Raw genomic sequence first — 24,539 nt, 5'->3', positions numbered from 1 at the left:
CAGGTTCGTCTAATGACGGAGCTCTACGACCCGCCGAACCGCCTGATCATCAGCTCTGAGCTGGTGCAACGAGGCCTCGTGGCAAAGCTGCTGCGCCTACGCATCGCTGACCGGGTCGAGTGGATAGTCAGGCCGGCAGGCGAGAACAGGTCGGCGGTCACGCTGACCGTAACGTGGCAGAAGCTATCGGTGACTTCAGGTCCGCTGATGGGACGTCGCGCTCGCCGCACGGTCGAGGATCAGCTGCGGCGCCTAGCGCAGCTGGCCGTGGACGCTCGCTAGGCAGCCCGGCGTTGAGCCCGTGCACACCCCAGGGTGATCGCCGCCACGGGGCCGTACGCGATCTCCGCCGACACGCCACCGGCGGCCGGTGCGGCGAACGCGACTCCCCTCGTGCCGGCCACGTCGCCGGCTGCTGCGTGCTGCCCGCCATCGCAACGTCTCCTTGATTGAGCGTCGCCACGACCGATGCATAGGCCAGCTCCCGTCGGCGGTCGGGAAGCGGCAGAAGCTGCCCGTGCACGCAAACAGCAGACGCACCCGACCCAGTGACGCGCAGCCCAAACACGGCATCATCGGGCAGCTGATGAACGCCGCCGCGCTTCGCGACTACTGCCTCTCGCTGCCAGGCAGCGATGAGCTTTTCCCGTTTGGCCCGGAGATCTCTGTGTTCAAGGTTGCGGGCAAGATCTTCGCGCTCTGCCGATTCTCAGATAACCCGTTGCGGATCAGCCTGAAATGCGACCCGGCGCTGGCAGAGGAGCTGCGCAAAACACACCGAGCGGTGATCCCTGGCTACCACCTCAACAAACGTCACTGGAACACCGTGATCATCGACGGCTCCCTGTCTGACCAGATGATCCTCGACCTGGTTGAGGACTCCTACGACCTGATCCTCAGCAAGCTACCGCGAGCCCGCCGGCAAGCGCTCGGCTGGCACACCAACCCATGAACCCTGGTCGGCACGCCACGGTCAGACAGGTCCTGGTTGGCGCGAGTCGGGTGCAGCCAGCAGCGGGGGTTCGGCTGCTGCGCGAGACAGCCCCCTTCCCGGACATCCCAGGCATTGTGCGCCGGACGGCCGGGCTGTCACCGAGCCGTAGGCGAGGGTAAGGGAGCCGGAGGCGACCTTGACGGCCCGGCTGCCGGCGCCACGATCCCGCCCGTCCGGGAAGGGGGGCCACAGGACGTGGTGTTCCTGCTCCTGGGTTGACCGCCAGCTGGCAGAGGCCGGCTGGAACCTGGCGGGTGCCTGGCGCACTGGGACGCGGATAGCTTCCGGCCGGCCGCCATCCGTGCAGCCCGACCGCGGTGGGAGCTGGAGACGCTGCCGGAGACGCGTGGCCTGGTGTTGGGCGCCGTTCAGTTTGATCGTGAGATGGTCATGTCGCGCCGTTCTCGGTGATCGTGGCGCTGCTGGCGCGCTGCGACGCGGTCAGGACCGGCATGGTGGTGGTGCGCACGAGCAGCGCCGCGCATGTCCACGACCGCCGTCTGGGTTACTCGTGTCGTCCTGGCCAGCGTCTCGGCTGCGGCGCCGCTGACTCGCCTATCTTGGCGAGCGGCGAGATCGCCGGCTCGTTGCCGGCCGAGATCGGCGGCATCTCGGCGCCGGCGCCGCTGTTGCTGCCCGCCTTTGGTGGTTGCCGGCCTGCGGGGTGGCTGGGGGTGGCGAGAGCGGCAGGCTGGGAGATCATCTGCTCCAGTTGCGCTGCTGTCCTGACCAGGGTCTGTGGCTTCTCGGTGGCTTGCTGCCAGAGCTCCTCGAACTTGCCTTGTGCGCGTTCGAACAGTCCGCCGGTGATCGTGCCGTCCAGTTTGAGGATCGGTGCTGGCATGACGTCTATGTCGTCTTGGAAGTTGATCGCGAACAGCATCTGGTGACCGGCCCGGAGGAACCAGAACTCGGTCCAGAGATCATCGACCCGGATCTCCACGTTTGGTTGTGCGATCAGCGCGGCGAGCTGTCTGGTCGGAGTCTCGGTGAGGATCCGGATCTTGCGGCCGGCGGCGGCTGCGGCTTGGATCCGGTCGATGATCTGGTCGGTGGGCTGGATGCCGGCGTGGCTGTCAAGCAGATCGATCGGCCCGTCGCTAGCTGTGATGAGATCTGCGGGGTTGGGGGCGTTGTGCTGGTTTGCGTAGCTCCAGCTGCCAACCACATCACACCCATCGCCCGCCGTCGTGTCGTCGTCATCGCCTGATACCGGGGTTTGGTCTGGCCACAGCTCATGCTCGTCCAAATCGAGTGCGCGGGCGATCGCCTGCCGGTGGCGTGGGTAGGGGATGGTGTTGCCTGAGACCCAGCGTCCGACGCTTTTGGGGTCGACGTTGATCACACGCGCGAACGCCTCGATCGTCAAACCGGCCTGGTGAAGCGCGTTTTGAAGGTTCTCGTTCCCCATCGGTCAGCTCAAGCTTCGGACAACTTTGAAAGTGGCTTCTTGCAGGACTTTACGCGCCCTGGCCCGTGAAGTTGTCCTGGAGATGTCCAAGTTGTCCGTAGACGTCTTTGAAGACGTCCCAAGACGTCCTTGAGACGTCCCGGCTTCTCATGCATGTTCTTTGGCCATGCAGACCACAACCCCTTATACCGGCGCTCCCGCGTCAGGCGTTCAGCGTCCGCGTGGTCTCACGCGTGATGAGGTGATGACCGCCTCAGAGGTCGCTGAGCTGTTGCAGCTGCCGGTCTCAACCATCTACTACCTCGCCCGCCGTGGGGAGATCCCCGCCTCGAGGTTTGGGCGTGCATGGCGGTTTTTGCGCCCCCGGATCGAAGAAAAACTCGCCGGCTGAGCTCTGTTTTTTGGATGATGCACCGGGTAATGGCACAGCAGCGTCGTTCGGAACCGCTACCACCGCTACGCCCCTGGGTTGCGCTGCGACCGAAGAGCGTTGGTGGGTGGGTGCGCCGCGTGATCCTTGTGGTCGGCGCCTTGAGCCTTTTGAACACGAACACCGCGCACCCGTCGGTGTATGTGGCGGTGACGAACATCGCCGGCTACCTGGCGGTCCTGATCCTGATCTTCTACTTTCTGCGCTGGATGGGCCGGCCGCTGGTTGCTGAGCTGCGGGCACGCCGCTCAAAGCAGCCGGTGCAACCACAGCAGCCGGTTGATCCGCTCACGGATGTTCGTGGGCGGTCATGGCGTGCTGGTGGCGGCCCGCGTCTCGGGCTTGGGTCAAACAACCAGCCCCGGTTCGCACGATCAGAACGCGCGGTGCTGTTGCTCGGCCCACCACGCTCCGGGAAAACCAGTTCGGTGATCATCCCGACCGTGGTCGCGCACACCGGCCCGGTCGTCTCGACCTCAACCAAACCGGATGTGCTCACAGCGACCGGCAGGGCCCGTGGCCGGGTTGGGCGGGTGTGGGTGTTCGATCCCGCCGGCAGCAGCGGTTCGAGGGCGGGTGGGATGGAGCTTCGCTGGTCCCCGGTCACCGGATCAGAAACCTGGGATGGGGCGTTGCTGCTGGCACGCGCGATGACATCAGGTGTCGGGGCGGGGACAACGGACCGGTCGCACTGGGCTAACCGCTCCCAGGCTTTGTTGGCGGCGTTGCTTCACGCCGCCGCCATCCACAACCACGACATGGCGACCGTGGTTGGGTGGGTGATGTCCCATGACCTCGACCAGGCCGGTGTGCTGCTTGAGGATGAACGCTGCGCACCGTTGGCGTTCCAAACCCTGGTTGGGTTGTTCAACACGGAGGAGCGGGAGCGCTCAGCGATCTTCAGCAGCACCGCCGGTGCGCTTACCGCCTACAGCAGCGAGACAGCGTTGCAGAGCGCGAGGATCCCGAACTTCAACACCCACGAGTTCGTCCAAAGCCAGGACACCATTTACATTCACGCCCCCGCCGAGCAACAGGCAGCCGCCGCACCACTGGTGTGCGGGCTGCTTGCTGAGATCCGTCGCGCCACCTATCACGCGCATGCCAACGGCAGGCTGAAAGGCCGGGTGCTGTTCGCGCTGGATGAGGTAGCGAACATCGCCCCGCTTGAGGAGCTGCCGCAGATCGCCTCAGAAGGCGCAAGCCAAGGACTCCTGCTTTTGGCAGCCCTGCAGGACCTCTCGCAGGCCCGCGCCAGGTGGGGGGAGCAGGCAGACGGGTTTTTGACGTTGTTTGGCACCAAGCTGATCCTGCCCGGGATCGCTGACAGCAGAACCTTGGAGGCGGTGTCGGTGATGCTTGGGGAGTATGACCGCCAGGTGGTCTCCCGCACCCGTCCGCACACCGGGCTTGCCGAAGCGATCCTTGGCTCCACCGGACCCGTGCAGAAGCCGACCAGCACCTACTCAACGCAGCGCACCAGGGTGCTCTCCCCCGGTGAGATCGCAAACATCGCAACAGGCAAAGCCCTGCACCTCGACGGCGTCAAATGGGAGCTGGTCACCCTCACCCCCGCGCACCGGACCGAGCCGTGGCGGACGCTCACCACCAGCCCACAGGAGTGAGCGCGACGATGCCGGGCACCACCGTCATCGGGGCGTCTGAAGGCCATCAACGACCACGACCGGGACTGTGAAACTGTCCGCCAGCCCAGCCGTGGGCGTGTCCGCGGAGACGACAGGCGCCTTGACCAGGCCCGCTGGAACGACCGTGGCCGTGCCCGCGGCGGGAACCGCGACACTGTTGACGGACGGGACTCCGGCCAGGGTCGCAGCCGGCTCCACGACCGGCTCCCACAGCGGTTTCGCGGAGGGTCGCTTCAGTCGTGTGAGCGCCGGAGTCGGGTCGCCGGGAGCGTCTCAGCTCCCGGCTCCCTCGGATCCCGGCGTGACAGTCTCCCGTCACCGGGCTCTTCTGATCAAACGCTCAGCACCAGGCGACCCACTGCCAGTGGGCGAACAGGCGTGGCTGTTGGGCCGCGATCCTGATGCGCCACTGTTTGAACCGCTTGTAGGCCTTCAGTCGTTTGTATTTCCGTCCTGCCCAGCGCCTCAGGTAGAGGTTGATTTGCTCGAGGAGGGGACGCATTGCGGTCCGGCGGTACCGGCCGTAATAGTTCATCCACCCGGTGATGATGGGGTTCAGCCATCTCGCCAGGTCAGCGAGCGTCATGGTCGTGTGCCGGTGGATCCGCAGCCTGCGGATCACCGTGCGTTTGGCTTTCAGCGCCTCGGGGCTGATCGCGGGCAGAAACGACGTGAAGATCACGCCGGTTTTGCTTTTCGCCTGCCGTGGCCGGAAGGCGTACCCAAGGAAGGTGAACGAGACGTGCTCGTGCTTGTCGCGACGGTTGCTGTCCTTGCAGTAGACGATCCTCGTCTTGTCGGGATGAAGCCTCAAGCCCACCTCGGTCATCCGCTCGGTGATCCCGGCCAGCACCGCCTCCGCTTCGCGTCTGCTTACGCAGTGCACGATCGCATCATCAGCAAAGCGCTCAAACGGGCAGCCCGGATACTCCCGGACCATCCACGCATCAAACGCGTAGTGCATGAACAGGTTCGCCAGGACCGGCGAGACCGCCGACCCCTGAGCGGTTCCTCTTTCGCGCTGCTCAAGGGTGCCGTCCGGGTGCTGCAACGGTGCAGCCAGCCACCGCTTCACATACAACAGCACCCATGGACTGTCTGTCACCGCCTGCACCGCTTTGATCGTGAGATCCCACGGCACCTCATCGAAGAACTTCTGGACATCCAAATCGATCACCCAGTCGTATCTCCAGCACCGCTGTCGGCATGTGGCGAGCGCGTCATGAGCCGACTTTCCCGGCCGGTAGCCATAGGAGTCCGGGTGGAACCTCGGTTCCACCAGCGGCTCCAGAAACATGGCCACGGTCGTTTGAGCGACCCTGTCTGCGATCGTTGGCACACCGAGCATCCGGACCCCGCCACCATGCGGCTTGGGGATCACGACAGCCCTGACCGGCGGCGGAAACCAGGTTCCCGAGCTCATCCGGTTCCAGACCCGATAGAGGTTGCTCTTCAGGTCAGTTTCGAACTGCTCAAGGTCCTCGCCATCCACCCCCGGCGCACCCTTGTTTGCCTTGACCCGCCGCCACGCCTCCCACACCAACAGCTTCGGGATCGCAAACGACTTGCCGTGCGTCTTTGGCATGTTCACTATCGACTCCTCCCAGGACCAAAGCCCCAGTTGATCGAAACGACATTCCAGATCAGCCGGCCCCTTCGCTCCACCACCACCCCAGCGAGCAGCGGCTTCTCAGCTAATACGAGCCGGTCCGCCAGCCAGCGTCGCATCGGTACTCAGTGCCTCCGGTTGTTGCCTTGGCACGCTCCCTCTCACGCCCCTTGTGTTGACGGACATGCTGGATGGTGATGATCGCGTCATCGGGGGTGATGATCTGGGTTATGAACGACCGAACGACCAAAGCCCCTTGCAGCGTGCTCCTGTGGCCCTGGGAACGGCGGCAAGGAAGAGAAACAGGGGGCACGGGGGCGTGTGGTGGTGCGTTGCGCGTCTGTGACCGCTTCGCTTTCGCTGTTGATCGCTCGGCAGGGATGTAGCGCCAGGACGCGGGATGTTGTCGGGGTGCGGGGTGTGTGCGGTCCGAGCGATGCGACCCACCGCGCGTGGCCACCAACACCCCGGGGTCTCAGAACCCTGGTGGGTCGCGTCCCGGCCCGTGCAACAGGCCCGTCAACACCACAGCAAGCTCCCACGGTGACGCGGTGAGCTTCAGCCGTGACCGGCATGCCCGGGCCGCTCGACCGAGCGCGTCAACGGCCCCAACCAGCGGCGGGCCGGACACGATCTGTTGGTCGGCTGACGGGTCAAGCACACGCTCCCACAGGCGGGCGGTCGTGGTGATCGCCCCGGCGCGGCGCGTGAAGGTCCGCAACCAGCCACGCACCGTCCCTGGTGGGCGCCCCAGCGCCGCTGCGATCGTGCGGTGTCCCTGACCGTTGGCCTTGGCCAAAAGCGCCCGGCCGATCACTTCCGTTCCGTCACGCCGCCTGGCGAGCGCCCAGGCCGGAAGCAGCACGTGTGTCCGCTCGCAGCGCCGACAGCACGCTCGCCGTGGCCGCAGCAAGCGTGTCTCGTGAAGCAGGCGCACGGTGCGCTCGCGCGCAAACCCCCACGGCGCAAGCGGCCCGTCACAAACCGGGCAACACAAACGCCCAGCCACCAGATCATCCTCCGCCACCACCTGCTCTGCGCTCATCGCCATCACGCACACACCACACCACGCTCCTCACCTGGCCAACGCTCCCAACGGCCCCTCCCACGAGGCCCCCGGGGGAACTCGTGTTGGAAGGCATATCAGACCCCGGCCGCACCGGCAAACGCCGCCACCAGCATGGTGATAAGCAGCATCACCGCTGGCGGCACGGCAGCGGCCAGCACCCGCAAATTACGGACGACTACCGCGACCCGGCCGGTCATCACCACGATCCTGGCGTTGACCGCGACCAGCATCCGATCACATCACCACGCTCAACGACGTTTGAGGGCCCAACCGTCACCATCCAGCGTGTCGCTCAACACCCTTGGAGGCCTACGACCCCGGGACGTCATATCGACACCAGCTTTCCCACGTTCCGTGCAAGAGCCGCAGACCAGGCTCACGCCGTCTTCACGCCGGGCACCACCTGGCCAATACTCGGGCACCCGCCAGGCTCATCCCGAGAGCAAGTTGAGGACCCTCGGTTTCGATGCCATCTGTGTCTTTTCGACGCTTCAACAACGACACCCAGCCCGCAACCAGCCCGACCGGGTGCTCTGGAACGTCTTCCTGGTCCCCACCTGACCGGATCAAGCCCAGCCTTCTCCCTGAACGCTCACCACGACGGTCTTCAGCCAACGCAGCATCAGGGCGGTTTGACGCCAACCCCCGAAGGTCGACGCCGGAGGGCCAACAAGCCTCCATCTCTCGCACAGCACCGCCTATGTGATGAGTCCTCTACAAAACTCCTCCTTCAGCGTTCGTGGCACACCAAGTAGGACAACTTGCGGGCCGAGCACCGAGTGCGTGGAGTGTATGTCTGGACGTCCTGGGCACAGAGACGTCCCACAGGCGTTGCAGGACGATCGTGGCAGGTGATCCGGGATGCTGATCTTGGCGAAGATCACGAGCGGCTCAGCGGGCGGGTATGCGGAGTATCTGGAGGGCAAGACCACCGCCACGGAGCTTGGGGACTACTACCTCAAAGACGGCGAACGGGTCGAGGCACCAGGACGCTGGGCTCACGGTGCTGAACGCTTCGCACTCGACCACACAGCGGCGGTGACCGGGGAGCAGTTGCGCACACTGATGGCGGTCAGACGCCCAGACAACGGTGAGCAACTGCGCCGCACCGGCGGCTCGGGTGAGGCGGTCGCGGCTGTCGACGCAACGTTCTCAGCACCCAAGTCCGTGAGCGCCGCCTGGGCAATCTCGAATCGTGAGATCCGCTCACAGATCGAGCGGGCGCACGAGACCGCGGTTGATCGTGCGCTCTCCTACGCCACAGGGCAGGTGCCGATGTTGCGTCGGCGTGTGAGCTCCACCAAGGTGATCCACGAAAAGGCAACGGGGCTTGTTGCTACGAGCTGGCGGCACACCACTGCCCGTGCGGTCTCAGGTCAGCTCCCGGACCCGCAACTGCACTCCCACGTCCTGTTGCACGCCGCCGTAAGACGGGACGGCCGGCTTGTGGCGATCGACTCGCGTTCCTGGCTTGTGCACCAGCGCGAGCTCGGGGCCGCGTACCGGACAGAGCTTGCACGTGAGCTGCAAGCACTCGGGTTTCAGATAACCCGTGGCACGGGGCGTGGTGGCCGGTACTTCGAGATCAACAGCATCCCACAGGGACTCCTGGACAGGTGGTCGAGTCGTCACCACCAGGTCAGGGCCGCGATCCGTGAGCGGCTCACCGACCGGGAGCGTGCGCTACAGACCGTGATCACCCACGGTGGCCCAGAAGCGGAGGAGGCGATGGTCGAGCTTGAGCGGTTGCAAGCTACCGGGCAGCTGCCACCGAAACAGGACCGGCTGATGGGCACCCTGACCCGCAGCGCGAAAGGGCCGGCCACCACCCAGGACCTCGACAGCGAATGGCAGCGTGAAGCGATCCGGCACCGGATCAGCCGCGAACGCCTCGAGCTTTTACGCCACACACCCAAAACCCTGCTTGAGCCGGCAAGCCCACAGGAGGTGCTGGTCGCGCTCACCGAGTTTGACTCCACGTTCGCCGCCAGGGAGGCACGAGCCGCCGCTTTGGAGCAGTCCGCCGGCACCCCGATCCTCGTAGCCCTCGATCAGCTGCGGGCGCTGCGCGCGAGCGGTGAGATTCTGTTGTTGGCGGACGGGAGCGGCACCACCAAGGACCACCGGGGGTATGAGCGGGCGGTGATCACGATCACCCAACGCCTCACCACCACCACGCTTGAGCCAATCCCCCAGGACGTGGCGGTGCGTGAGACGGGGCGTCTTGACCAAGAGCTCGCCACCCACGGTGGACGGCTGTCTGACGAGCAGCGCCGGGCTATCCAGCTTGCCTGTGGTGAGCACCCCCTGGTGGTGATCGTGGGGCATGCGGGTACCGGGAAGAGCACCACCCTGACCGGCATCGCACGCGCACACCAGAACGCCGGCAGAACGATCGTCGTGACAAGCACCGCCGCCGCAGCCGCAGAACGACTCGCCACCGAACTCCAACAACACGGTGTTCAATGCGTCGCGTATTCGACCGCCGGGTTGCATGCCGCCCTGAACCACGGCCGGATCGAGCTTGGGCCGGACACCACGGTGATCCATGATGAGGCCGCCCTGGCGTCCACAAGGGAGCAGCTCCGGTTGCTGCACGCGGTCGAAACCAGTGGTGCGAGGTTGATTGCTGTTGGGGACCCGCAACAGAACCAGCCGGTCGGTGCCGGCGGGCTCTGGGACCGGATCGAGACCATGACCCGGCACACAGACGCCCTGGTGGCGTTGACGGTCAACCAGCGCTCCCAGGATCCTGGTGACCGCCACAGCCAAACCCTGTTTCGCAAAGGCGAGACCGAGCTGGCGATCCGCACCTACGCAGCCCGCGACCGGATCCACCAAGCAGAGGACCAGCGGCGGGTGGAGGACCAGGCACTCGAAGCCGCCCACCACGACCGCGCCAGCGGCAAACGCACCTTGGTGGTCGCGCAAACCTCAAACGAGCATCTGGATGAGCTGAACGCCCGCGCGCAGGCGATCCGCCACCAGCACGGAGAACTCGGCGAGAAGCACATCCCAGCCCCGGGCAGGCCGTATGAGCTACACGAGGGCGACGAAGTCCAGGTCCGGCACACGATCAACCACCCCGGTCACGGGCCGGTCCGTAACGGCACCAGCGCAACTATCACGGCCGTGGATGCTGAGCGGCGTGAGGTTGAGCTGCGTCTCGCTGACGGGGCTCGCGTCAAGCTCGACTACCAGCAGGTCGAGCAGGCTGATCTGCGGCTGGCGTATGTGCAGCATCCGTTCCCCGCCCAAGGGCACACCACCGACACCACGCACGTGATCATCACCAGCCAGGCGACCCGGGAAGGGACGTATGTCGCGATCACCCGCGCACGCCAGCAAACACACATCTACCACGCCGACCAAGAGGGATCAGTGCCAGCCGCAGATCCGCTGGCGCGGCTTGCTGAACGGGTCAGCCAAACCGAGCCGGACGTCCCATCGATCAACACCCCCCTCGCACACGAAACCACGATCAGAGCAATCGCCGAGCTTGAAGCCGACCTTGAGAGGACCGTGCCGGTCAGGCGCCGCGGGATCGAACACGACCCGGACCGGACCTGGCCAAGGCACGCGAGATGGGAGACACAGCCACCGACAGGACGCGACCACGAAAGCGATCCTGCTGTGCCGGACCATGACCTGCGGGAGCCCGACAGTCCCAGCGCCCGTGTCGGGCGCGATGCGGGCGAACGGCCCACCGAACCGGCCGTCAGCACCGAGCGTGAGCTCAAGCGAGACCCGCCGCGTGTCTGGCCCGGACGCGCCGAAGCCGAGCCAGACGGGCTGGAGCGCGAGACGGAAGTACTGACGCGGGCCCGCACACCCGGCCATGAGCTATGAGCACGGCTTCTGCTCCATCGCGGCGCAGACCATGCCTGTCGGAGCGAGGGGTCGCTCTTGCCGTGCACCCGCGCTGGCAGCACGCCAGTTGGTTGCGGTCTCGGCACGAGCTCCTTGGGCTCCTTGCGTGGCAGGCACCTGTGCCGCGGTCTCAAGGTTCTTCACATGGCGAAAGACGGCCATTAGGATCCGCGTGATGCAGCTTGAGTGGGAGCTACTGCTGACGTTTCCGGGTATCGGCGGCATGCAAGGCATCTGCCACGCCCGTGCGTACGAAGCACCCGGCTACCGGCCGGTCGTGATCGCCGGCGAGCTGACCGATAACCCCGGCACCTACATCCCGAACGCGATCGAGACGCTCGCCCACACGATCCAAGAACAGCTCTACCCCGATGGCCGTGAGTTCCAGCTAATCCAGCACCGCCCACCCGACGAGTATCTCGCCGTCGACTTCCATCACCGCTCCGTGAGCGAGAACCCGGACGACCCGGAGCATCTGGTCGACCAGCTGATCATTATCACCCCGGACCACGAACGCCACCGGTTCCCCGGGAACATGAAGCCGGGCGACTTCCGTGACCCGCGCTGGATCCCGATCAAAGCGATCGACACGCTGTTGCGCTGCGCCGTGCAGCGCTGGGAGCCGGAGGAGTACACCGCCGCCACGATCGCTGGGCCTGCCGGCCAGCAGTTACGTGACCGGGTTCAAGCGCACAACCGGAGCGTCAGCCAGCGCTTCGACGAATGGCTGGGGTAGTAGCGAGCAAGGCCGCCAGCGCAGCACCAGCGGAGACCTCCGTGTCAGCCATGAGGCAGATGCTGACGCTGCTTTGTCTCACTGCGACTCAAGTATGATCTGTTTGGCCAATGACCATCACGGACGCAGAGCTATTAACGGTCGATGAGACCGCCGCCCTCCTCAAGGTGAACGCTCAAACAGTCCGCAACTGGATAGACCGTGGAGAGCTACCGGCGCTGCGAGTCGGAGGACGGCGGGTGCGTATCCAGCGCAGCGTCCTCGAGGCGTTCATCGGAGCGGAACTGGCCAAGTCGGGTTCCGAGCCACCCGCCAGCGTCGCGGACAGCGCGTTACCGGGCCAGCTGTTGACGGACACTCAGGATGGTGATGATCGCGTCATCGGGGGTGATGATCTGGGTTATGAACGACCGAACGACCAAAGCCCCTTGCAGCGTGCTCCTGTGGCCCTGGGAACGGCGGCAAGGAAGAGAAACAGGGGGCACGGGGGCGGGTGGTGGTGCGTTGCGCGTCTGTGACCGCTTCGCTTTCGCTGTTGATCGCTCGGCATGAGCCTGGATGCCAGGACGCGGGATGTTGTTCGGGGTGCGGGGCGTGTGCGGCCCGAGCGATGCGACCCACCGCGCCTGGGCACCAACACCGCGGGGTCTCAGAACCCTGGTGGGTCGCGTCCCGGCCCGTGCAACAGGCCCGTCAACACCACAGCAAGCTCCCACGGTGACGCGGTGAGCTTCAGCCGCAGCCGGCATGCCCTGGTCGCACGGCCGAGCGCGTCCACCGCCTGCACCAGCGGCGGGCCGGACACGATCTGCTGGTTGGCTGACGGGTCAAGCGCACGCTCCCACAGGCGAGCGGCCGTGGTGATCGCCCCGGCGCGGCGCGTGAAGGTGCGCAACCAGCCACGCACCGTCCCTGGTGGGCGCCCGAGCGCCGCTGCGATCGTGCGGTGCCCCTGACCGTTGGCCTTGGCCAAAAGCGCCCGGCCGATCACCTCCGTCCCGTCACGCCGCCTGGCAAGCGCCCAGGCCGGCAGCAGCACGTGTGTCCGCTCACAGCTCCGACAGCACGCTCGCCGTGGCCGCAGCAAGCGTGTCTCATCAAGCAGGCGCACGGTGCGCTCGCGCGCAAACCCCCAAGGCGCAAGCGGCCCGTCACAAACCGGGCAGCACAAACGCCCAGCCAGCAGATCAGCCTCCACCACCACCTGCTCTGCGCTCATCGCCATCACACCCACACAACACCACGCTCCTCACCTGGCCAACGCTCCCAACGGCCCCTCCCACCAGACCCCCGGGGGAACTCGTGTTGGAAGGCATATCAGACCCCGGCCGCACCGGCAAACGCCGCCACCAGCATGGTGATAAGCAGCATCACCGCTGGCGGCACGGCAGCGGCCAGCACCCGCAAATTACGGACGAACACCACGGCCCGGCCGGTCATCACCACCATCCTGGCGTTGACCGCGATCAGCAGCCGATCACATCACCACGCTCAACGACGTTTGAGGCCCGAATCGTCACCACCCAGCGTGTCGCTCAACAGCCAGCAGCGAGAGGCCGCCGCAGGACTGCTTGAGCAGATTGCCGCGGATCTCACAAAGCTCGCCGCCATCCTGCGTAGCGACCACGAGTAACCGCGGCGCCAGGCCAGTGCTCACGACAACACGGTTTGGTTCGCGCCGGTGCAGAGATCTCGGGCCACAGTCATCGGCTGTTTTGTCTCGTCAGGCGCGGCGCTCCGGTTCCACCCGTTTGGGCGACTGCGCCCGGAGCTCGCAGGGTTCCTTGGCTAACTGCGCGGTCGAATTTCCGTGCGGCTTCGCTGGTGGCGACTATTTTGGCTTGGCTCGAGCTGACGGACGCTGAACGGCAGTTGCTGGAGGCGGTGGTGCGAAAACGCTCGACGCCGCAGAACGACGCTATGCGGGCCAAGATCGTGCTGCTCGCCGCGGCTGGGACGGCCAACGCTGAAATTGCCGCGAAGATTGGGGTTTCGCAGCCGACGGTGCGACTTTGGCTGGTGAGGTTCAGTGAGCGGCGTCTGGACGGTTTGGCTGATGCACCGCGGCCGGGGCGGCCGAGAGTGATTACGAGCGACCAGGTTCACCGGGTGCTGGCTACGGTGCATGGGCCACCACCAGATGGCGCCCGGTATTGGAGCCTGCGCCGACTTTCGGCGGCAACCAATGTGCCGTCCTCGACCGTTCATCGGATTCTGCGCGCCAATGACCTGCGGCCGCCGGAGTGGGCACCAAGGTGGTCGCATGTGTAGCCGGCTGACGCGCGACGCTCCGCCTGGCTATGAACCGGAAGATCCCAGCTGCTTGCCGTGCGAACCCGATCACGGTGATTCGGAGCTCTATTGGCGTCGACACAGATGTGGGTGCAGACGTCTGAACTGGGCCCACTGTGGACGGTCAGAAGCCAGCTGACCTTGTAACACCAACCCGGGTTTGGAGGTTGCGATGCGTGACAAGAGACCGAGGCGGACGGTAGCCCAGGCTGAGAAGCAGCAGCAGCGGCCCGCCTCATGCCGAGCTGAGACGCGCCGACATCCCCGAACTGCCGCTCTACCCAGAACAGCGCGCGTGCACCCAGCCAACCGCTGACCGAGCGCTCGAACGGTACGCCAGACTCGCGCGCCACCACCGGACCGACCACCACATCCTGAACCGCCCGAGGTTTCGTGCCGCTCCTACACGGGGGAGGGTTCTTTGATTTGAGCTTGGCAGTGGGTAGTCTCGAACTCTTCTGGGGTCATCATGCCAAGGGTGCTGTGGAGGCGGCGGCGGGCTGCTTTGAGCATGCGACCAGCCAGCTGCGAGACCGGACGGGCCTGCAGCTCGGCAAGCGTCAAGTTGAACAGCTCGCCGTCCGTGCCGCGGTCGACTTCGACGCCTGCTATGCCGAACAGACTGTCAGCGACCGGCCGCCCGAGGAGAACGATGTGCTGGTGCTCTCTGCCGATGGGAAAGGGATCGTGATGCGCGCGGACGCGCTCAGGGACGCGACCGCCCGCGCGGCGCAGCGCCCATCCCCGAAACTAAAAGCGCGGCTATCCAGGGCGAGAAGGCCAATCGCAAGCGGATCGCGGAAGTCGGCGCTGTCTATGACATCGCCCCGGCGCCGCGCACGCCAGGCGACGTGCTCGCCCCTACGGCAGAGGAGACGCTGCCGGCCCCTCGCGCGAGACGCAAGTGGTTGTGCGCCAGCGTCATCCAGGACCCCGCGACCGTGATCGGCCAGATCTCCGAGCAGGCCGAACGTCGCGACCCCTGCCACCGGCAGACGTGGATCGCGTTGGTCGACGGTAACGCTCACCAGATCACCCGGATCACCGCCGAGGCCAGGCAGCGCAAGCTCACGGTCGCTGTCGTCATCGACTTCTTGGGCGTCCTGGAATATTTGTGGTCAGCCGCCTTGTGCTTTCACAAAGAGGGCAACCCCGCCGCAGAACAATGGGTGCACGACAAAGCGCTCGCCGTCCTTGACGGCAAAGCCGGGATCGTCGCCGCCGCGATCCGCCCAGCCGCGACCAAACGCAACCGCACTCCCGAGAAACGCCTCAACGCCGATCGCGCCGCCGGCTACCTGCTCAACAAGAAACGCCACCTCGACCACCCCACCGCCCTGACCAACGGGTGGCCGATCGGCACCGGAATCATCAAAGGCGCCTGCCGCCATCTGGTCAAGGACCGGATGGACATCACCGGCGCCCGCTGCGGCCTTGACGGTCCCGAGGCCATCCTCAAACTCCGGGCGCTGACCAGCAACGGAGCCTTTGACGCCTACTGGACCTACCACCTCGCCCACGAACGCCACCGCGACCACGACCTACGCTACGCCAACAACGTCGTCGCCGAGCGGCATGCCGTCACTGCAGACAAGCTGCATCCTTTAGCATCTACCGCTCTCCCGCTCCGCACTCAACAGCAGGCTTGATATGTCCTCGCTCGTCGCCACCACCAGCGGCGCGAGCCGCGTACGCATCTCCACCACGGTGACGCGGCTGACAGACACAGAGATGTTAATCGCCGCGATTGGCTCTCCGCTTGCGTCCAAGACTGCGGCTCCCACGGAACGGTGCTCCATCGACGTGCCCTGGTCGTTAATGGCAAACCCGTCGGCGCGGGCTCTATCGATGTCCCGCATGACAGCTTCCACATCCGTTTGAGTGCGAGCGGTATGACCGACGCGCCGGCTGTGCTCTACTATTTCCCTTGCGCGCTTCGGCGGGAGCTTGGCGAGGATCGCTCGGCCCGTTGACGTCGCGCATGCCTCAAGGCGAGACCCAACGTGAACGGACGTTGTCGGATGCATGGTCGACGGGTAACGCACGATGTACACCATCTCGGTGCCTTGCAGGACAGCCATCTTCACCGTCTCGCCGGTTGCGTCCCGGAGGTCGCGGAGCAGCGGATCGGCGATCCTAGGCAGTGGCATCGACGCGAGGGTCGCACGCCCTAGCGCCAACACCTTTGGCCCAAGCCTGTAACCGCGAGTAGCCGGGTTGCGAGTCAAGTAGCCTAGCGACTGGAGGGTGTAGCCGATACGAAGCGCACTAGGAACCGTGACGCCGGCGGCTGCTGCCACTTCGGACTGCGAGAGTTCATGACGACCAGACTCAAACGCTTCCAGAACCCGCAGCCCGCGTGCGAGACTCTGGATGAAGTACGCTTCGCTGCTCGGATGCAACTCAGTCGCCGGTTCGGCTTCCGTCACGGTCCTCACCTCACTTCTCAACTCTGATCAGACGCCCCAGCCGCAGCTTAGGATAGAGGCATGGTGGTGTTCGTCGAGGCCGTCTTGGTTTGCCCCGTGACCCTGGCTCTTTTCGGCACTCCTGCGGTCACGCTAACGCCGACAGTACCAAAACGACCCTGGGAAGGGTACTTGGCTGACGATCACGCATGAGCCAGCGAGGAGCGTCCGGCCTGAATGACCTGCGGCGGTCAACCATGACCGGGGTGTCACGCGGTGGTGTCAAGTCATCGCTCACGGCACCTGCATCGCTGCCCTACCGTTACTGTTTGGTCGTTGGTCGACTCTCAGCATGGCGGTCAAAGCCGTTACCGCGGGCAATCGCACCAAGTCATGAATCATTTCTAGGCTGATGTCCATCCTTTCCTCAGATACTCCGGAAGTTGGTACCAAAGCCCGGTATTTAGCATCGACTTCGCTCCAGCCTAAGCCGCAGGCTGCGGAGCCCGGAGCCTGATACACCGTGTGCGTAGCCACGCGACCGTCGTAAGTCCGCAGCGTCACCGTCCCTCCGTGACGATATGGCGGCGAACCGACTGGCGGCTCGGGACCGGCAGCTACCTTGTCGATAAGGCTATTGATGACGGGGTCCTGCCACTTGTCGGCCCTCGCATGAATCCAAGAAAAGTCTGCGTCCGCTGCACCTGCCGCGGCGAAATAGGCCGGACTATGAGCCATCTCCACCAGATTCTTCGGATGAAGCGGACCTGCGATTCGTTCCATTCCTGGACTGGACAGGATGATGCTCTCGATTTCTTCTGGAGTAATCCCGCTGTCAGCAACCGCGGCGGCTGCGGCCCTGCCAAACGCGTGATACGGGTGTCCGCCGGGGAGAAGCTTAATCGCCATGTCAGTTGAGATGTCCCAGCTAGCGCCCAAGTCTGCTGTGGCGACCGCGCCCCCGAGCGCTCCTGGGACGCCGCCGAAAAGTTCGAAGAAGCCTTGTGGGGCCTCGAGAACCGACTCCTCGGCAACGTAGCCACGCGCGGCTGCGCACGTCGCCTGCAGCGCAATCAGTGCGGCGATTCCGTCGTGATATTCGCGAGCCGTGCTGGTCTTGGCAGCAACCATGAGGCCCCCAATGGATGTCGCCGACAGTGCAATTGCCTGGGTGAGTTGCTCTGGATCAAGCCCGAACAACCGACCCGCCGCCACGGTTGCCCCAAACACAGCGGCGACACATCCATGGAAGCCGCGTCCGAAGCCAATCGTGCCATGGAACCCGTGTTCCTGGACACCGGGGGTCATCGCTTCTCCGATGCGTCCCGCTGCCTCGTAGCCACATACAATCGCGGCGAGCACACCGTTACCATCCGCCTGCGTCCGTTCGCCGGCGGCTAGTGCGATCGCAGTCAGCAACCCCCCCGCATGGACGATGTTCCGCAGATCGCTGTCGTCAGAAGCTGCCGCGGAACTTGCGACAGCGTTCGCCTGCGCAACCTCGGGCACCGAGAGCTTCGCCCCGGCGTCGAACCACAAGGATGCGTCTGGCCGTCCGCTGCGCTCACGAGCAAGATCTCTAATCACCTGGGCCGACGGGATGGTGATGCCAGCGGCCGCGCTTGCGACTGTACTGGCGACGACCATTGCTGCATGTTCAACCGTGTCATCCGGCAGGTCGTCAATCGAAATGCTCGCTAGGAACTCAGCCAGCTCTCGAGCCACTGACATACACTCACTCCGTATCTTATCTAGGGCTTGCAGATCGCTTCCTGGTCGGTTCGTCCCGGCTGACGGGAAGATAGCCGACATCCCCGGGACCTCGGGTCGCCCCGCCAATCGTGTCACGACGTAATTTTTTTCGCCGCGACCGGTCGCAGGCCGGCACAACGAGCGTAGATCCGCGGGTCCTTACCAGCCGACCAGGCCGCGCTCCGCTCCCTCTTGGCGTTCATCTACTACTCGGTGCTCCCCACTGCTTGCCTGCCTGAACTCAGCTCGCTGAACCATGGCCCTTGTGGAGCGCACCGCTCGCACTATCGATGGGTACCTCCGCATGGGCAGACCGCTCGCGGTTTACCGAGCGCTCAGAAGTAGGTCCAGAGCTCTTCGTCTGATGGGAATTCCGACGAAGGTCGCTCAAGACACACACTTCCCTCCTTGATGACGTAGATGTAATCGCTCATATCGAGGGCGACGCCGATGCTCTGTTCAACAAGCATGACACTTATACCGCGGCTGACGAACGCGCGGATGTGGTCCATCATCTCTTCGACCAATACGGGCGCGAGCCCGATCGAGGGCTCGTCCAGCAACAGCACGGACGGATCAGAGAGCAGCGCGCGCGAAATCGCCACCATCTGGCGCTGCCCCCCAGAGAGGTTCGAGCACTTAGCCCGCATCCGGTCCCTGAGTGCAGGAAACAGCTCACAGACGGCTTCAAGCCGTTCGGCTCGCTCACCCCGCGGGTGGCGAGCCATGCCCAACAGTAAATTCTCTCGAACCGTGATGTCGCCGAACACGTTCGGGGGAGTCGGCACGTAGGCCACTCCCGCGCCAAGCATCACTGCTGGGTTCGGCGCCCGGATAATCCGATCAGCAAGCTGGACTTCACCGCTGAAGCGCGGCAGCAAACCGTACAGGGCTCTGAGGATCGTGGTCTTGCCGGCTCCGTTGTGACCGAGAATCGACACTACCTCCGACGGTCGTGCCTGTATCTCGACGTCCTCCAGAACAGATCGGGAGTCGTATCCTGCCGCCCTTACCTTAAGGGAAAGACCACCGTTGCTAGCTCTGGCGCTCATCCATCTGCCTCGCTTTGAGTCCCTCTGCGTGCTCCTGCAGCACGGCCAAAGTAGATAGAGGCGAGATCTTCGCGAGCCAGGATCTCGGCAGTCGAGCCGTCGGCCAGAATCTCGCCCCCGTCGAGGAAGATTACTCGCGAGGCGAGTCCCCGGACCACGTCCAAGTTGTGCTCCACGATCACCATTGGAATGTCTTCCAGGTCCTGCACGGCACGAGTCAGACACTCATATGACTGTGCGTCCATCCCCGACGCCGGCTCGTCCAGCAAGAGCAGCTTCGGCTCGTGAATGACGGTCCTGGCAACGCTAAGGAGCTTGCTGGCGCCGTAAGACAGGTCCCTTGCGAGGCAATCTGCCTGATCCGCAAGCTGGAAGTGCTCCATAACTTCGTCGACTTTCGCCAGCGTGTCACGTCGGCGAAGAGCTCGCCGGAGGCCGACGCAGATGTTCTCTCGGACGGAAAGGTCACGGAAGAGACGGACGTCCTGAAAGGTCCTGAACACGCCGAGGTCGGCAATTTCCTCGGCCGATAGCGCTGTCAGCTCGATCCCGAACGCTTGCACACTGCCACTACCCGGCTTTAGCGCTCCCGTGACGATATTGAACAGTGTCGTCTTGCCGGCGCCGTTCGGACCTACCAGTGCCACAATACCGGGCCCTTCGACACTCGTGGTCACGTTGTGGAGCACCTTGACGCCGCCGAATGCCATACTCACGTGTTTCAGCGTTAAGGCAGCTGGGTAGGCGGTGTCTCGTGGCACTTTACGGAGCCTGCCTCTGTGTGTCAGTCGGGCGGAACCGCATAGTGATCCGCGTGAACCCGCCTACGATGCCCTCCGGGCGGAAAAGGATGACCAAAACAATCAGCAGCCCGTATGCGCCTTGCTCAATCGGCCCTAACAGAGCAGAGCTTATCGGCGCAAATGTGAGCCCCGCGGGAATAGCCGTCAGGGCGATGGCGCCGACGATCGGCCCTAGGAACGACGCGAGGCCGCCGAGGACCACCATCGCTGCGATCAACTCCGACTCGGAGGTGCCAAATCCGGAAGGGTCGACGTATCCGATCTCGGCGGCGTAGAGCACGCCCGCCAGCGCGGTCAGCCCGCAGGCAAGGATCGCCACCTGGATCCGGATACGAGTCGCGCGAACACCGAGAGACCGTGCCGCGCTGTCGTCGTTGCGTACTGCGCGGAGATCCAGTCCCCAGGAGGACCTGGACGCTGCCTCCTTGACGCCAGCAACCACGAGCATGAGGCATATTCCTACAACCACTAATGACAGTCCCGGTGACAGCGTCAGCCCAAAGAGCGTCGGCAAGGGAAACCCAAGCAGCCCCTCGTTGCCGCCGGTGACGCCGTTCCAACTCTGAAACACCTGCGTAAGGATCTCACCAAAGGCCAACGAAGCGACTACGAACGTGACCTCTACTCGTGCGCGCAATGCGGGAACGATGAACGGCACGGCAACCAGGCAGCCGACTACGAACGCCACCACCACCGCAGCTAGCAGGTTCGACGTAACGTGGGCCCATACGATTGCGGCGGCATACGCCCCGATGCCATAGAAGACACCGGACGCGGCCGAGAACAAGCCAGCGACACCGATCAGAAGGTCCAAGGCGATTGCCAGGATGACGTTCGTCGCCCCTAGAACGATCATGCTTTCAACATATGCCACGGTGGCTCACCTCGCCCGCTCGAACAGGCCGCTGGGCCTAACGAGGATCAACACGAAGAACGCCATGTATGCGACCGCCTCCGACCACGACCCAGGTAGCCAGTAAACGGCGACGCTCGCTATGAAGCCGAACCCCAGGGCCGTCAGCCCGCTTCCCACGAGACTACCGACACCGCCGCCGATGCTGGCGACGATCGCGATCGTCACGATAGTCGGTGCATCGCTCGGCTCAATGCCCTGCGTGTAGCCGAGTATGATCGCCCCGGGCACTACTAAGACGCACCCAAGCGCGTACGCCAGTATCCGATACTTCGACGACGGAATCCCGCACTCACTGGTCAGTTGCGGGTTCTCAGCGAGCGCTCGGAGTCGCACACCAGTGAGCGTCATTCGCAGGAACCATGCCATCGTTGCGGTTGTCGCGACCGCGGCAGCGATGGCTACGACGTCGGCCCAGGTGATCTCGACCCCGGCGACGCTGAAGCCCTGTAGTAGCGTTCCAGGGAAAGCCACAGGTGACGCGCCGAACGCCAAAACAAGGCCATTCTGGAGTACCACCAGCGTACCGAACGACGCAAGGAAGATGGAGAAGAAGCTCCGGTTGCCTTTCAGCATCCTCTGGTACACGAGGAGGTAAATCGCGGCTCCTGCGATCAGGGCGCCGGCAGCCGCGGCGATGATCGCGATGACGACTGGGACGCCTGCCTCCACGGCAAGTTCGTAATACGTGTACGCGCTCACCAAGAACACGCCCCCCTCGGCTACGTGGAAGATGCCAGTCATGCCGAACACCAGCGCGAACCCAATCGCTATCAACGCGTAGAGAGCGCCATCCGCCAAACCGCCTACTGCAAGGCTCAATAGAGTCGCCATCCGGCCCAACCTTTCGTTGTTACCGAACCGCAGAGACTTGCGCGCATGTCGATCGCCACGTTCGCCTGCGCGCAGATCGTTTCACATCCGACCATCAGGTCATCGCCCTCAGCCGGGGCGCGATTTCGCTGACGAGGTACTCAAGCTGTCGCTCGGAGGGCCCAAGGCTCGTCATGATGAACCAAGCTGGCCTTAGCCCGGTTGGTAGCAGTCCGTGCAGCGTCTCGACGATCTCGTCCGCACTTCCGATCAGATAGGTCTTTCGCGCGTCCTCCAACGACCCGTCAAAGAACGCCCCCATCGCATCAGCGAGACCCACCTCATCCTGACGATTCTCAACACAGTAGAACCAATGTGAGCACGCAAACGTCACCGATCCATCGCGGCCGGCCGCACCAGCTTCCGTCTCTACCTGCTCCCACGCTGCTTGCAGCGTCTCTCGACGGATTCGTCCCCGTTGCGCCGCGTCGTACAGCATCGGCACCCACACGTCAGCCATGCGCCCCACCCGTGCTAGCGCGCGCTTGGTCTTGGAGGTGAACGGTTCGCCGCGCCAGATGTCGAGCGAATGCGGCGAAAACGATCCGAGCCACACCGGCGGACCGCCCGGAGTAGCTGGAAGGGGCGCTATCGCCACGTCTTCAAGTGTGTAGTACTCACCCGCGTAGTCAAGTGTCTCGCCACGCCAGAGGGCGCGCATGATCTCAACGCACTCCTCCATTCGCCGCAGTGTCTCCGCCCGCCGCAGACCAAGCGTCTCGAACTCATGATCGTTCCACCCCCCACCCACTGGCAGCATCAGGCGTCCGTTCGACAGCAGATCCAGCGACGCTGTGATCTTTGCGAGCTGGACGGGATGTCGAAACGGAACGACGAGAACGAGTGGCGCAATCTTTATACGCTCCGTCCGCGCGGCCATAGCCGCTAGCGTTACCGTTACTTCCGTGTGACTCGACTGATATACCGCCTTCTCATCAACTCCCACACTCGCGAGCATACGGTCACCAAAAAAGATCCCGTCGATGCCCGCTGCTTCAGCTTTGGCCGCTAGGCCAAGCTGCGTGACGAACGGGTTGCGTTCCGCCGACGCCCAGACGGCCGGGCGAAAGCCGATCCTGGGCCTGCCGCTATTAATAGTCATCGCTGAGCCTCCGCTCTTCCCTTCAGGGCTCTATTACTTGGCCGCACTCGTCGAACCCGCACTCACTGTGATCGTTGTTCATGGAACCACTCTCCACGCGCGCACGCCAGCCGGCGGGCTGTCGGCCCAGCTGGCGTCCGCTGGGCCGACAGCCTACGGCTGCTTACTGTGTTAGCGTGCAAGCACCTTGCTACCGGTCTTCGTCAACTCGTTGATACTCTCAGGGACGTTCACCGTACCCTTGCGGGATAGGGTCCATACACCACCTACGACGGGGATCTTGCCCATCGATTGCAGCGCAGCGATGAGAGTCGTGCCGTTGACAGCCTTGTGCTGTGCCTGGAGACGATGAATCCCATCGGCGATCAGCAGCGTGCTGTCGTACTGATCGACGGTTCCGGGATTAAACGCTGCCTTGCGATACGTCGTCTTCCACGTGTGCAGGAACTGCCTAGTCAAGCTTCGATCTCCTGTCGACAGGTTGACAGTCGGATTCGTGTACTGATACGTCGTGGCGTTCGGATCTGACTGCAAAGCCGGGGTAACCGAGTCAGCGAAGCCCCCATACTTGACATGTACGCCTTGTGCGACAAGGGCATTGATTATCTCCTGCATGTTGCCGGAGACCTGGCCGCTGACCGCAAGATACACCATTGTGCTGCTTTGATGCGACCCGATAGCACTCTTGATCTGCGTCACGAGGGAGGTGTAGTCCGATGCGGTAGGACTAACAGATAGGTTTGCGACAACCTTCCCACGAGACTTCGGCACGACTTGGTCCAGAGCGGCCTTGAGTCCGTCGCCGAGCGGTTCACTTGTGTACACCACCACCCAGCGCGTCAGGTGCTCGTGTTTAATCACCCATGGTGCGAACAAGTCAACCTGTTGATTACCAAGGGGCACGGTCGACAGCAGGTAATGTGACAAGCCGTACAGGTTTGAGCCGCTGGCACCGACGTTGATCTCGAGTACATGATCTCGCGTCGCGAGAGGCTCAACTGCGGTTACGGGTGCCGTGAAGCCAATCTGGATGGCAGAGATGTGGTGGATGGAGATTGCCTGCTGGGCTGCTGACACTGCTGGCGCCGGAAGCGCTTGGGAATCGTAGTAGTAGTTGATGAGCTTACCGTTGAAGATGTGGTCCTTGTTGATGTTGGTGAACGCCAAGTTGAAAGCCTGCTGAAACAGCTTTCCGTACGGCGCACCGGCGCCGGACAGCGGTATGATTGTCGCAACGCCGTAATTGGTGCCGCCTCGGGCAGTCGAGGCGACGGCCTTTGTGCGGGCGCCGCTCGCTGTCCCCCATGGGCTGACAATTAGTAGCACGGCCACTGCCAGCACGGCCGCAAGGCCCGCTGTTGCGGTGCCGAGCTTAGCTCCGTGCGGAATGATCCCTCTCATTTCAGTTCTCCTCTCATGCCAGCTAGGCTGGCTGTGGTCCTAGGCGTGACAGCTCTTGCAAGCGAATCTGCGGACGCTCCCACGGCTAGGTGACGACGTTGGCAGCAGTGCTGCCGGCCGATATGCTGCGTAGGAAGCCGTCAGGCGTCATACGCATCGGTGAGGAACGAAAGCGCGC

At 64.1% G+C, this 24,539-nt stretch carries 23 protein-coding genes; 9 read left to right on the top strand and 14 right to left on the bottom strand.

Features of this window, described 5'->3' with window-relative positions:
* Positions 1-12: 12 nt before the first annotated feature.
* Complete coding sequence (locus tag M3M54_RS13030; RefSeq protein WP_249019477.1) at positions 13-282, top strand: hypothetical protein; 270 nt, start codon at positions 13-15, stop codon at positions 280-282.
* A gap of 235 nt (positions 283-517) precedes the next feature.
* Positions 518-952, top strand: coding sequence for an MmcQ/YjbR family DNA-binding protein (locus M3M54_RS13025; RefSeq protein ID WP_249019476.1), 435 nt, complete (start codon positions 518-520; stop codon positions 950-952).
* Positions 953-1,499: 547 nt separating this feature from the next.
* Here the strand turns inward: M3M54_RS13025 and M3M54_RS13020 are convergent.
* Positions 1,500-2,405 (bottom strand): helix-turn-helix domain-containing protein, encoded by a 906-nt coding sequence (locus M3M54_RS13020; RefSeq protein ID WP_249019475.1) that lies wholly within the window; start codon positions 2,403-2,405, stop codon positions 1,500-1,502.
* A gap of 244 nt (positions 2,406-2,649) precedes the next feature.
* Between M3M54_RS13020 and M3M54_RS13015 the strand changes: the two genes are divergently transcribed.
* Positions 2,650-2,796 (top strand): helix-turn-helix domain-containing protein, encoded by a 147-nt coding sequence (locus M3M54_RS13015; protein ID WP_249019474.1) that lies wholly within the window; start codon positions 2,650-2,652, stop codon positions 2,794-2,796.
* A gap of 110 nt (positions 2,797-2,906) precedes the next feature.
* Complete coding sequence (locus tag M3M54_RS13010; protein WP_249019473.1) at positions 2,907-4,460, top strand: type IV secretory system conjugative DNA transfer family protein; 1,554 nt, start codon at positions 2,907-2,909, stop codon at positions 4,458-4,460.
* Positions 4,461-4,821: 361 nt separating this feature from the next.
* Here the strand turns inward: M3M54_RS13010 and ltrA are convergent, their stop codons facing one another.
* The 3 genes from ltrA to M3M54_RS12995 all read right to left on the bottom strand — a co-directional run bounded on the left by ltrA (position 4,822) and on the right by M3M54_RS12995 (position 7,389).
* Positions 4,822-6,066 carry a group II intron reverse transcriptase/maturase gene (gene ltrA, locus M3M54_RS13005; RefSeq protein ID WP_249019472.1) on the bottom strand — a complete coding sequence of 415 codons (1,245 nt, stop codon included), beginning with the start codon at positions 6,064-6,066 and terminating at the stop codon, positions 4,822-4,824.
* 499 nt (positions 6,067-6,565) lie between these two features.
* Positions 6,566-7,135: a helix-turn-helix domain-containing protein gene (locus M3M54_RS13000; protein ID WP_249019471.1), complete on the bottom strand. Its 570-nt coding sequence runs from the start codon at positions 7,133-7,135 to the stop codon at positions 6,566-6,568.
* Positions 7,136-7,233: 98 nt separating this feature from the next.
* Entirely contained in the window at positions 7,234-7,389 is a 156-nt protein-coding gene (locus tag M3M54_RS12995; protein WP_249019470.1) for a hypothetical protein, read from the bottom strand.
* A gap of 631 nt (positions 7,390-8,020) precedes the next feature.
* On the opposite strand from M3M54_RS12995, the gene mobF reads away from it, so the two are divergent.
* The 3 genes from mobF (at position 8,021) to M3M54_RS12980 (ending at position 12,283) form a co-directional block, all read left to right on the top strand.
* The gene (mobF, locus tag M3M54_RS12990) at positions 8,021-11,008 is read left to right on the top strand and encodes a MobF family relaxase (protein ID WP_249019469.1); all 2,988 of its coding nucleotides are present in this window, start codon (positions 8,021-8,023) and stop codon (positions 11,006-11,008) included.
* A gap of 196 nt (positions 11,009-11,204) precedes the next feature.
* A complete protein-coding gene (locus tag M3M54_RS12985) occupies positions 11,205-11,765 on the top strand; it encodes a hypothetical protein (RefSeq protein WP_249019468.1) in 561 nt (186 codons plus the stop codon).
* Positions 11,766-11,875: 110 nt separating this feature from the next.
* The gene (locus tag M3M54_RS12980; protein WP_249019467.1) at positions 11,876-12,283 is read left to right on the top strand and encodes a helix-turn-helix domain-containing protein; all 408 of its coding nucleotides are present in this window, start codon (positions 11,876-11,878) and stop codon (positions 12,281-12,283) included.
* Between the two features lie 131 nt (positions 12,284-12,414).
* Here M3M54_RS12980 and M3M54_RS12975 read toward each other — a convergent pair whose 3' ends face one another.
* A complete protein-coding gene (locus tag M3M54_RS12975) occupies positions 12,415-12,984 on the bottom strand; it encodes a helix-turn-helix domain-containing protein (protein WP_249019466.1) in 570 nt (189 codons plus the stop codon).
* Positions 12,985-13,082: 98 nt separating this feature from the next.
* The gene (locus tag M3M54_RS16725; protein ID WP_256465781.1) at positions 13,083-13,205 is read right to left on the bottom strand and encodes a hypothetical protein; all 123 of its coding nucleotides are present in this window, start codon (positions 13,203-13,205) and stop codon (positions 13,083-13,085) included.
* 384 nt (positions 13,206-13,589) lie between these two features.
* On the opposite strand from M3M54_RS16725, the gene M3M54_RS12970 reads away from it, so the two are divergent.
* Together M3M54_RS12970 and M3M54_RS12965 are read left to right on the top strand one after the other, a co-directional pair.
* Positions 13,590-14,036: a helix-turn-helix domain-containing protein gene (locus tag M3M54_RS12970; RefSeq protein WP_249019465.1), complete on the top strand. Its 447-nt coding sequence runs from the start codon at positions 13,590-13,592 to the stop codon at positions 14,034-14,036.
* A 962-nt stretch (positions 14,037-14,998) separates the two neighbouring features.
* Positions 14,999-15,706, top strand: coding sequence for a hypothetical protein (locus M3M54_RS12965; RefSeq protein WP_249019464.1), 708 nt, complete (start codon positions 14,999-15,001; stop codon positions 15,704-15,706).
* Here M3M54_RS12965 and M3M54_RS12960 read toward each other — a convergent pair.
* The 8 genes from M3M54_RS12960 to M3M54_RS12925 form a co-directional block, all read right to left on the bottom strand.
* On the bottom strand, positions 15,662-16,486 hold the full coding sequence (locus M3M54_RS12960; RefSeq protein WP_249019463.1) for an IclR family transcriptional regulator: 825 nt from the start codon (positions 16,484-16,486) through the stop codon (positions 15,662-15,664). The two genes, M3M54_RS12965 and M3M54_RS12960, sit on opposite strands and share 45 nt — an antisense overlap.
* 273 nt (positions 16,487-16,759) lie before the next feature.
* Positions 16,760-18,196 carry an MmgE/PrpD family protein gene (locus M3M54_RS12955; protein ID WP_249019462.1) on the bottom strand — a complete coding sequence of 479 codons (1,437 nt, stop codon included), beginning with the start codon at positions 18,194-18,196 and terminating at the stop codon, positions 16,760-16,762.
* A gap of 356 nt (positions 18,197-18,552) precedes the next feature.
* Positions 18,553-19,269, bottom strand: coding sequence for an ABC transporter ATP-binding protein (locus tag M3M54_RS12950; protein WP_249019461.1), 717 nt, complete (start codon positions 19,267-19,269; stop codon positions 18,553-18,555).
* Positions 19,266-19,979 (bottom strand): ABC transporter ATP-binding protein, encoded by a 714-nt coding sequence (locus M3M54_RS12945; RefSeq protein ID WP_249021780.1) that lies wholly within the window; start codon positions 19,977-19,979, stop codon positions 19,266-19,268. Before M3M54_RS12945 ends, M3M54_RS12950 begins: the two co-directional genes overlap by 4 nt.
* Positions 19,980-20,031: 52 nt before the next feature.
* A complete protein-coding gene (locus tag M3M54_RS12940) occupies positions 20,032-20,946 on the bottom strand; it encodes a branched-chain amino acid ABC transporter permease (RefSeq protein ID WP_249019460.1) in 915 nt (304 codons plus the stop codon).
* 6 nt (positions 20,947-20,952) lie between these two features.
* Positions 20,953-21,819: a branched-chain amino acid ABC transporter permease gene (locus M3M54_RS12935; protein WP_249019459.1), complete on the bottom strand. Its 867-nt coding sequence runs from the start codon at positions 21,817-21,819 to the stop codon at positions 20,953-20,955.
* 94 nt (positions 21,820-21,913) lie between these two features.
* The gene (locus M3M54_RS12930; protein ID WP_249019458.1) at positions 21,914-22,960 is read right to left on the bottom strand and encodes an LLM class flavin-dependent oxidoreductase; all 1,047 of its coding nucleotides are present in this window, start codon (positions 22,958-22,960) and stop codon (positions 21,914-21,916) included.
* 171 nt (positions 22,961-23,131) lie between these two features.
* The gene (locus tag M3M54_RS12925; RefSeq protein ID WP_249019457.1) at positions 23,132-24,361 is read right to left on the bottom strand and encodes an ABC transporter substrate-binding protein; all 1,230 of its coding nucleotides are present in this window, start codon (positions 24,359-24,361) and stop codon (positions 23,132-23,134) included.
* Positions 24,362-24,539: the final 178 nt, after the last annotated feature.

Origin of the sequence: Conexibacter sp. S30A1 (genome assembly GCF_023330665.1) — a bacterium.
Lineage (GTDB): Bacteria > Actinomycetota > Thermoleophilia > Solirubrobacterales > Solirubrobacteraceae > Palsa-465.
The sequence above is the reverse complement of the archived record's forward strand: the minus strand, read 5'-3'. Positions and strand labels throughout refer to the sequence as shown.

What these genes read in the sequence shown, in the direction of transcription:
- M3M54_RS13030 (WP_249019477.1), top strand. Translation starts at nt 13, where the DNA reads ATGACGGAGCTCTACGACCCGCCGAACCGCCTGATCATCAGCTCTGAG.
- mobF (WP_249019469.1), top strand. Translation starts at nt 8,021, where the DNA reads ATGCTGATCTTGGCGAAGATCACGAGCGGCTCAGCGGGCGGGTATGCG.
- M3M54_RS12930 (WP_249019458.1), bottom strand. Translation starts at nt 22,960, where the DNA reads ATGACTATTAATAGCGGCAGGCCCAGGATCGGCTTTCGCCCGGCCGTC.
- M3M54_RS12950 (WP_249019461.1), bottom strand. Translation starts at nt 19,269, where the DNA reads ATGAGCGCCAGAGCTAGCAACGGTGGTCTTTCCCTTAAGGTAAGGGCG.
- M3M54_RS12945 (WP_249021780.1), bottom strand. Translation starts at nt 19,979, where the DNA reads ATGGCATTCGGCGGCGTCAAGGTGCTCCACAACGTGACCACGAGTGTC.
- M3M54_RS12975 (WP_249019466.1), bottom strand. Translation starts at nt 12,984, where the DNA reads ATGAGCGCAGAGCAGGTGGTGGTGGAGGCTGATCTGCTGGCTGGGCGT.
- M3M54_RS16725 (WP_256465781.1), bottom strand. Translation starts at nt 13,205, where the DNA reads ATGACCGGCCGGGCCGTGGTGTTCGTCCGTAATTTGCGGGTGCTGGCC.
- M3M54_RS12985 (WP_249019468.1), top strand. Translation starts at nt 11,205, where the DNA reads ATGCAGCTTGAGTGGGAGCTACTGCTGACGTTTCCGGGTATCGGCGGC.
- M3M54_RS13015 (WP_249019474.1), top strand. Translation starts at nt 2,650, where the DNA reads ATGACCGCCTCAGAGGTCGCTGAGCTGTTGCAGCTGCCGGTCTCAACC.
- M3M54_RS12955 (WP_249019462.1), bottom strand. Translation starts at nt 18,196, where the DNA reads ATGTCAGTGGCTCGAGAGCTGGCTGAGTTCCTAGCGAGCATTTCGATT.
- ltrA (WP_249019472.1), bottom strand. Translation starts at nt 6,066, where the DNA reads ATGCCAAAGACGCACGGCAAGTCGTTTGCGATCCCGAAGCTGTTGGTG.
- M3M54_RS12995 (WP_249019470.1), bottom strand. Translation starts at nt 7,389, where the DNA reads ATGCTGGTCGCGGTCAACGCCAGGATCGTGGTGATGACCGGCCGGGTC.
- M3M54_RS13000 (WP_249019471.1), bottom strand. Translation starts at nt 7,135, where the DNA reads ATGAGCGCAGAGCAGGTGGTGGCGGAGGATGATCTGGTGGCTGGGCGT.
- M3M54_RS12980 (WP_249019467.1), top strand. Translation starts at nt 11,876, where the DNA reads ATGACCATCACGGACGCAGAGCTATTAACGGTCGATGAGACCGCCGCC.
- M3M54_RS12925 (WP_249019457.1), bottom strand. Translation starts at nt 24,361, where the DNA reads ATGAGAGGGATCATTCCGCACGGAGCTAAGCTCGGCACCGCAACAGCG.
- M3M54_RS12935 (WP_249019459.1), bottom strand. Translation starts at nt 21,819, where the DNA reads ATGGCGACTCTATTGAGCCTTGCAGTAGGCGGTTTGGCGGATGGCGCT.
- M3M54_RS13020 (WP_249019475.1), bottom strand. Translation starts at nt 2,405, where the DNA reads ATGGGGAACGAGAACCTTCAAAACGCGCTTCACCAGGCCGGTTTGACG.